General features: G+C 41.7%; 6 protein-coding genes and 1 pseudogene. 4 read left to right on the top strand and 3 right to left on the bottom strand.

Annotated features, from left to right (window positions below; translation table 11 throughout):
* Window positions 1–88 (top strand): Mpo1-like protein (locus L650_RS24195; RefSeq protein WP_128081083.1); only part of this gene is annotated, 88 nt, incomplete at its 5' end.
* A 445-nt stretch (window positions 89–533) separates the two neighbouring features.
* Window positions 534–3,101 (top strand): TonB-dependent receptor plug domain-containing protein, encoded by a 2,568-nt coding sequence (locus tag L650_RS0123040; RefSeq protein WP_029774546.1) that lies wholly within the window; start codon window positions 534–536, stop codon window positions 3,099–3,101.
* Window positions 3,102–3,181: 80 nt separating this feature from the next.
* Here L650_RS0123040 and L650_RS0123035 read toward each other — a convergent pair whose 3' ends face one another.
* The 3 genes and pseudogenes from L650_RS0123035 to L650_RS0123025 all read right to left on the bottom strand — a co-directional run bounded on the left by L650_RS0123035 (window position 3,182) and on the right by L650_RS0123025 (window position 6,470).
* Window positions 3,182–4,225, bottom strand: a complete 1,044-nt coding sequence (locus tag L650_RS0123035; protein ID WP_083901793.1) for a branched-chain amino acid aminotransferase — start codon at window positions 4,223–4,225, stop codon at window positions 3,182–3,184.
* Between the two features lie 150 nt (window positions 4,226–4,375).
* Window positions 4,376–5,430: pseudogene (locus tag L650_RS0123030) on the bottom strand (fatty acid desaturase family protein).
* Entirely contained in the window at window positions 5,427–6,470 is a 1,044-nt protein-coding gene (locus L650_RS0123025) for a flavin reductase family protein (protein WP_029774545.1), read from the bottom strand. Before L650_RS0123025 ends, L650_RS0123030 begins: the two are co-directional and overlap by 4 nt.
* Before the next feature lie 352 nt (window positions 6,471–6,822).
* Between L650_RS0123025 and L650_RS24190 the strand changes: the two genes are divergently transcribed.
* The gene (locus tag L650_RS24190; protein ID WP_174380564.1) at window positions 6,823–6,993 is read left to right on the top strand and encodes a hypothetical protein; all 171 of its coding nucleotides are present in this window, start codon (window positions 6,823–6,825) and stop codon (window positions 6,991–6,993) included.
* Window positions 6,994–7,055: 62 nt separating this feature from the next.
* On the top strand, window positions 7,056–8,167 hold a 1,112-nt coding region (locus L650_RS0123015; RefSeq protein ID WP_029771904.1), incomplete at its 3' end, for an ISAs1 family transposase.

The following is an 8,167-nucleotide window of genomic DNA, read 5'->3' as shown; positions in this document are numbered from 1 at the left end:
CCCCGCCACTTTTAAGCACCCCCTTTATAGCTTATGGGGAGATTGGGTCATGTTTAAAGATATACTTACAGGTAAAATAAAATTTTAATTTTTATATTATTTTATTATAAAAATCACTCGCAACCTTTTTAAACGCTATACAAATTTCAGATTAAATAACCCGCTCTTTATATGTTAATTTATTTAACATATAAAAGGTGGGTTATACACTTAATTTAAAAAAACACTGAGTAACAGCTATTATTAAAGGCGTACACACTGCTCTTACCTGTTAACTAAAAGTAAACCTCATTATTGCCAATTATTTTAAGCTCCATAGGTACTTACAAAACCTAGCCTATTTATAGCTTTTACCTCATTTAGTTTTATTTATTAAACCTTGTAACTATATATCCTTTAATTTTAATTGAATGTTATTCAATTGACTCATTTTGTTAATGCGGTTTATGTTCTCAAAGCAGCTCCATTAAAAAGTAGCGGCTATAAAAACAAAAATTTTTAAATCAATGGGTGATCAGATGAGGATTAACAACATGAATCAAAGCCTACCGTTTAGGTTAAATAACTTAAAAGTGAGTACAGCAGTGGCTGTGGGTGCATCGCTTTCGCTATTTGGTGCGTTTACTGCACACGCGGCACAGCAAACACCTCAAGTACAAGAAGATATAGAGCAAATTAGCGTAATTGGCTCACGCCGTTTAGGGCGCACAGTAGAAGACAGCGCCGTACCTATTGATATTATTGGCGCTGAGGCGCTTACCAGTTCAGGCCTTACTGAAACAAACGCGCTACTGAGCAATTTGTTACCAAGTTTTAACTTTCCACAGGCATCACTTACTGATGGCAGCGACCATGTACGCCCTGCACAACTACGTGGTTTAGCACCCGATCATACCTTAGTGCTGGTTAATGGGAAGCGTCGTCATAGTAGCGCACTGCTTAATTTAAATGGTTCAACGGGGCGCGGCTCATCTTCTGTAGATTTAAATGCAATACCAGCTAATGCTATTGAACGCATTGAAGTTTTACGCGATGGCGCTGCAGCGCAATACGGCTCTGATGCTATAGCGGGTGTGATTAACATTGTGCTTAAAAGCGCAGGCAGCGGCGGCTCCCTTGCGGCTATTTATGGGGCTAATATCACCGAAATGGATGGTGTACCTCAGCTTGAATCGGTATCTGAGGGTAGCGATGGCAACCTAGCATTTACCGAAGGCGGCGATCGCTCTTTAACCGATGGGCAAACACTTACTTTGCAAGGTAATATTGGTTTAGAGCTTGGTGATAATGGCTTTTTAAACATTTCGACCGAATACCGCGACCGCCACTCAACTAACCGTGCCGATTACGATCAACGCGAAAACTACGACCGATTAGAAGATGGCTCGCTCGACCCCCGCGAGTTTACAGTTAACCGTTATAACCATAACTTTGGTAATGGGGATGTAGAAGACCTATCGGTTTTTTATAATGCAGGGTATCAACTAGCTAACGATGCAGATTTGTATTCATTTGGCTCTTACTCTAAACGTGAAGGTGAAGGCGCTGGTTTTTATAGACGCGCAAGCGATAGCCGTAATATAGAAGAAATATACCCCGACGGTTTTTTACCTGTGATCACCTCAGATATAAACGACTACTCACTCGCGTTAGGTGTTAAAGGCTTTATAAGTGATTGGAACTACGATGTATCGGCTGTGTATGGTGAAGATGCGTTCGAATTTGGTGTAACCAATAGTTTAAATACGTCATATGGCCCCACTAGCCAAACACGCTTTGATGCCGGTACGCTTACATACGATCAACTTACTTTAAATGTTGATTTAAGCCGCGAAGTAGACGTCAGCTTTTTAGAAAGCGCGGTAAGTGTTGCCATTGGGGCTGAGTACCGCACAGAAGGCTATCAAATAGAAGCTGGCGAAGAAGCCTCATACGCACAAGGCTCATTTGGCCCAGGTGGCGTAGTCACAGGCGAAGATGGCCCATTTGGTGCAGCAGGTGCGCAGGTATTTCCAGGCTTTACACCTGAATCAGAAGGTGACAACAGCCGCCATAATGTAAGCTTTTACGTAGATTTAGAAACCTACCTGACAGATGATTGGAACATAGCTGTGGCAGCCCGTTATGAGGATTACTCAGATTTTGGCGATACACTTAACGGCAAAATTGCAACGCGCTATTTGTTAACCGAAGATTTAGCCATACGCGCTTCAGCCTCAACAGGATTTAGAGCACCTTCATTACAACAGCAATATTTTACCTCGGTTGCTACCGTATTTGTTGATAGCGTTCCGACCGAAACCGGCACCTTTGCACCAAGCAGCGATGTAGCCAAAGCGCTTGGCTCACCGGGCCTTGATGCCGAAGAAGCCACTAACTACGGGGTTGGCTTTACTTGGTCTTCCGACTTTAATTTCAGCTTATCGGTTGATTACTATCAAATACTAATTGATGACCGTATTGTTTTATCTAACAATTTATCGGGCGCAGCAATAGAAGAGCTACTAGCAGGTACGGGCGCTAACCAAGGCCGCTTTTTCTTAAACGCTATAGATAGTAAAACGCGGGGTGTTGATGTGGTTGCCTCGTACAACTTAATCACCGATGGCTATGGCGATATTGCCTTTAACTTAGGGTATAACTACGGCAAAAATGAAGTCACTGATATTATTGACCCGCCCGCTGAACTGCAAGGTGCAGGGTTTGATCAAGACAACTTGTTCTCAGGTACAGAGCTGCGCCGCTTTGAAGTAAGCACCCCGCGCAATAAATACAATTTAAGTGCTACATGGACCCATGATGCGCTGCGTACCACACTAAGAACTACGCGTTATGGTGAAACGCAAGACCCTTCATCAACGCCTGAACTAAACGAGGTATTAAAGCCTAAGTGGATCACTGATTTAGATGTAGCCTATGCCGCTACTGATAACCTAACGCTTAGTTTAGGTGCCAATAACATTTTTGATGTATACCCAGATCCTACCCGCGAAAATGTAGAAGAAGTCTCTACTTTTTCTCGCTTGTTTGCTTATTCGAGCTTTTCGCCCTACGGATTTAATGGCCGTTACGTGTACGGCAAAATAGAAATGAAGTTTTAAGCGCTAAACATTTCAAAAAGTACTCAAAAACACAAAAGCCACCTAGTCGGTGGCTTTTTACTGCGAACTGCTCAAATCAATTAGATTTTAGTTAACCAGCCGTGTTTGTCTTCACTTTTACCCCATTGAATATCGTTCAATGCTTGGCGTAATCGCGCTGTTGTAGGGCCTGGCTCGCCACTGCCTACTTTGTATTCTTTATCGTTATGAATAAACGTGCCTACCGGCGTTAACACCGCAGCTGTGCCTGAAAGTGCAGCTTCTGTACCTGGCTTTGCAGCACGCTCTAAAAGCTCGGTAACGCTAAAGTTACGCTCGCTTACCGTCATGCCTAAATCTTTTGCAATGGTTAAAATGCTATTACGGGTTACGCCATGTAAAAACGTGCTATCAAGCGCTTTGGTAATAATTTCGTTACCGTCAATAAGAATAAAGTTAGCTGCACCTGTTTCTTGTACGTCGCCGCCAGGGCAAAACAAGATTTGATCGGCTTGGTATTTTTCGCGTGCTGCGCTAATTGGTGCAAGTGCACTGGCATAGTTACCGCCACTTTTTACCATGCCCATGTGCGGGGCACAGCGCATGCCATCTTCTTCAAGTAATACACGCAGTGCAGTAGCGCCGCCGGTAAAGTAATCGCCAACTGGCGATAAAAGTGTATATAACAACGAGCTCATTGACGGCGCAGCCGCTTTACCAATGGCAGCCTCTGTTCCTATGTGAGTTGGGCGAATGTACATAGAGCCTGGTGGTAATGGCGTTTCATCAGCATACTCTTTAACAATCTCGATAATCATGTCTTTTAGCATTTGACCGTCAAAACTTGGTAAGCTTAATAGCGCAGAGCTTTGCTGCATACGCGCAATGTTTGCATCTATTCTAAAAATATAAATAGAGCCATCTTCGTGGCGAAAAGCTTTTAAGCCTTCAAAACACGTGCTTGAATAATGAAGGACGTGCGCGCCCGCATGAAGTTCAAGTTTATCGGAAGGGACGATTGAGCTTTCGCTCCATTGGTTATCAGAAAAACGAGCTTGAATCATCTGCGGCATAAACACGGTACCGAATGCGGCCATTTTAATCTCTCTTGTGTGGTCTATTTTTCTCCATTGTATGACATTCATGCATCATTTAACCATAGCAAAACTGAGGCTTTTTTAATTATCAAAAAGAAATTTTTGCAACTGCTGTTTATAAATTGGCCATATTGTTGAGCACATACAAAAAAGCCGATTAATGCATCTTCATTAATCGGCTTTTTAAAGGCACATTATTTATTTAAACGAGTACCTTATAATACGTTTTAATACCGAGCTGTACTGTTTAAAAAAACCACCGGTATGATAATCAATACCGTGCTTTTGCATAACGGCTTGCACTTGGGGGGCCACCTCTTGATAGCGAGAGGACGGCATATCAGGAAATAAGTGATGCTCAATTTGGCAACTTAAATGCCCAGTTAAAACATGAAACCAATGTGGGCCTTTGATATTTGATGAGCCTAAAACTTGGCGATAGTACCACTGCCCTTGCGTTTCGTTAATGCAGTCCTCTTGTTTAAAGGTTTCGGTGTACTCGGTAAAGTGGCCACAAAAAATAATGGTTGAAGTCCATAAATTACGGATCAAATTTGCCAGTAAGTTGCCTGCTAATACCCATAAAAACAAAGGGCCTGCCAATAAAGGAAATATCACATAATCTTTTATTAATTGGCGCGCACCTTTACTAAAAAAGCGCTGTTTTAGGGTAGAATGCGATACACCCCCTTCGCGGTTTTCTTTCTTTTTACCTATAAACACACGTTCCGCTGCCAGTTCGTGATACGACACCCCCCACTGAAACAGCACACTTAAATTTATATATGTAATAAACTGCCACACATTTTTTAAGCGCCATTTAAAATCATTGCTTAAACGTAATAAACCATAACCAAAGTCGCGGTCTTTACCAATAATATTAGTGTAGGTGTGGTGCTCAAAGTTATGAACGCGATGCCAACTTTGCCCATCGCAAGCAATATCCCATTCGTAGTGTTGCGAGTTAAGCTGCTTATCGTTCATCCAATCGTATTGGCCGTGCATAACATTGTGGCCAATTTCCATGTTGTCTAAAATTTTTGCCAGCGCTAATAACAGTACACCCGCAACCCATAAAAGTGGCTGAATAAAGCCCAGCATAAGTAAAATACGGCCACNCTCCACTCACATAGCCGCTGCTTTTTAACAACCGAGCGAATGTAGTTTGCATCTTGTTGCCCTACTTTGCCTAGCGTATCCATTTTTATGCTATCTAAATCGTGGGCTAACTGATCAAAGTTTATGTTTTTCATAGCTGTAACTCCAAGTCGCTAACAGGTTGACTTACACACAGTTGAATTAACTGCTCGCCGTTATCACTCAACTCACCAGTTTTTAAATTACGCACCACGCCTGACTTTTTAATGCACTGGCACTGGTGGCAAATACCAATGCCACACCCGCGTTTAACCGGTAATTGTTTTGCTTCAAACTGTGCTAACAATGCGTTATTAGCATTTACGACATGAGCGCTGCTATTAATCTGTACGTTAAACAGGCTGTCGTCATTTTGGCTTGGCAGCGTTAAACCAAATGCCTCCTGGTAGTAATTTAAATGGTGTTTTTTAGCAAAGTCACACACCGTTTTCATGAAGTTTGCAGGCCCACAGCAGTATATGTCTGGGTTTTCCCATACATTTACATGGCGAGTAATATCATCTGATTGCTCGCGTGTGAGCAGTAAAAACGAAAAATGCGAAAACTGGTTTGCTAATGCGCTTAGCTCGTCTACACATTGGTGCGCTGCGGCTTTGGCATAATAAATCAGCGATACTTTTTGTGTGGTATGTTTTAAATGCTCACTAATCATGGCAAGCATAGGTGTAATACCCGAGCCGCCCGCTATAAACGTTGCATTGTTTTGGGTGTTTTTATAAACAAAGTCGCCACTAGGCGCTGAAATATTGCACCACTCACCGACTCGTAAAGCACTGCTTAAAAGGCTTGTAAAACGCCCTTGCTCATTAGTTTTAATTAATAAACGCACCAAGCCCGTAGCTTTAAATTGCTCAGGGCTTGAGGCAACCGTAAACACACGAGTTAATAAACGCCCGTTTATTTCTACCGTTAAACTAATATGTTGGCCAGCAATGTGTGCCTGCCAGTGCTGAGTTGGCTTTAAGGTAATACTTAAAAAATCACCATTGTGCTGCGTCAGCTCTTCTATTTTTGCTCTATAAAGACCAGCACGCCACGCAGGCTTAACCATTTGCATAATGGGCTCAATGTAGCCTGCAAAGCTTTGATGGTGTAAAAACCACTTCGAAAATTGGTCTAATACTTTAGTAATCATCACTATTAATCTCTTGGATATTAAATATTGAATTTGAACTTACATGTGTACGCTAAAACTTCAGCGCACAAGTGTACGCCCAAAAAAATTAATTTCAATAGCATTAGAGTAAATATTCAGTTTTTTAGCACAGTTTTTACGCAGCGTCCTAATTTAAAGTGCTGTACTAAAGCCTCAATTAAGGTGTAATAAATAGCTGTTTAAAATATTAAAACCAGCCATACAGCACTGCGGGCAAACTCTTTATGATTGAAATATATATAGTTTTTATTTAAGCGCTACATTTAGCAAAATCTGCAGCAGCATGCTAATGTAGGTATTACTTGCTTATTTATTGGACAGGACAACAACTGTGTTTTTACCAACAAAAACGATTGCTAAAACATTATCAACGGCGTTTATAGCTGTACTCGTTTCAACGCCGGTGGCGGCTGTTGATTACAAAAACCTTGATGTGTTACCGCTTAATGTAAAGGCCGTCAGTGTGGCTAAAGGGGTAACTATCACGGCAAGATCATTATAAATTGAACTTATAGAGCAAGTAGTGATCAGATCAAGGCATAATAATTACTTGGTCGCATAAATATGAGCACTACTTTTCTGAAACATTTTAATTCAATTACAGATCCTCGCATTGAACGTTGTAAAAAGCATGAACTTATCGATATTCTTCTCCTTGCTATTAGCGCTGTACTCTCTGGTGCAGAAGGATGGGAAGATATTGAAGACTTTGGGCACCTAAAGCTTGATTGGTTAAAAAAATACGGTACGTTCAACGCAGGAATTCCAAAACATGACACGATTGCTCGCGTCATGTGTCGGTTAAAAGCAAATGAAATAGAAAGGGCATTTCAATCTTGGATATCATCACTGATTGAAACCACAGGTGCAGATATCATCGCTATCGATGGCAAAACCGCACGACGTTCATTTACCACAAAAGACAGAAAAAGTGCCTTACACACGGTCAGTGCATGGAGTTGCCAACACCAGTTAGTGCTTGGGCAGACGGCTGTTGATAATAAAACAAATGAAATCACCGCAATACCAGAATTACTCACCCTGCTCGATATTGAAAACAGTATCATTACGTTAGATGCGATGGGATGCCAACAAGAAATAGCAAAACAAATCATCCAACAAAAAGCAGATTATATTCTTGCACTTAAAGGTAATCATTCAGGCATGCAAAAGGAACTAGAAGCGTGGTGGCACAAGTGCGAGCGTGAAAGGTTAACTCAGCATAATTGTGATGAATATACCGAAATAAGCTCAGGACATGGGCGTGTTGAAACACGTACATGCCAGCAGTTACTTATAGATAAAAGCTGGTTAGGCAAGGATTATCGTTGGCCTGGCTTAACGAGTATTATTAAGGTCAGGGCTGAAGTTCATGATAAGTCGGCAGGGTCGGATACCACTGAAACACGCTGGTATATAAGTTCATTAGACTTAAATGCAGCGCAAGCACTCAATGCGGTACGCAGTCACTGGCAGGTTGAAAGCATGCATTGGATGCTTGATATGAACTTCAGAGAAGATGAATCGAGAATACGCAAACTTCAAGGGCCATTAATGTTTAATGTAATGCGAAAGATAGCCATGGCGCTTTTTAAACAAGATACATCTAAGTCAGCTAGTATGGCGAGGAAAAAGAAAATGGCAGGGCTAGACGATGATTACCGCTCAACCCTGTT

It is taken from the genome of Pseudoalteromonas sp. TB51, from assembly GCF_000498055.1.
GTDB lineage: Bacteria > Pseudomonadota > Gammaproteobacteria > Enterobacterales > Alteromonadaceae > Pseudoalteromonas > Pseudoalteromonas atlantica.
This window is presented reverse-complemented; position numbering and strand designations above follow the sequence as displayed.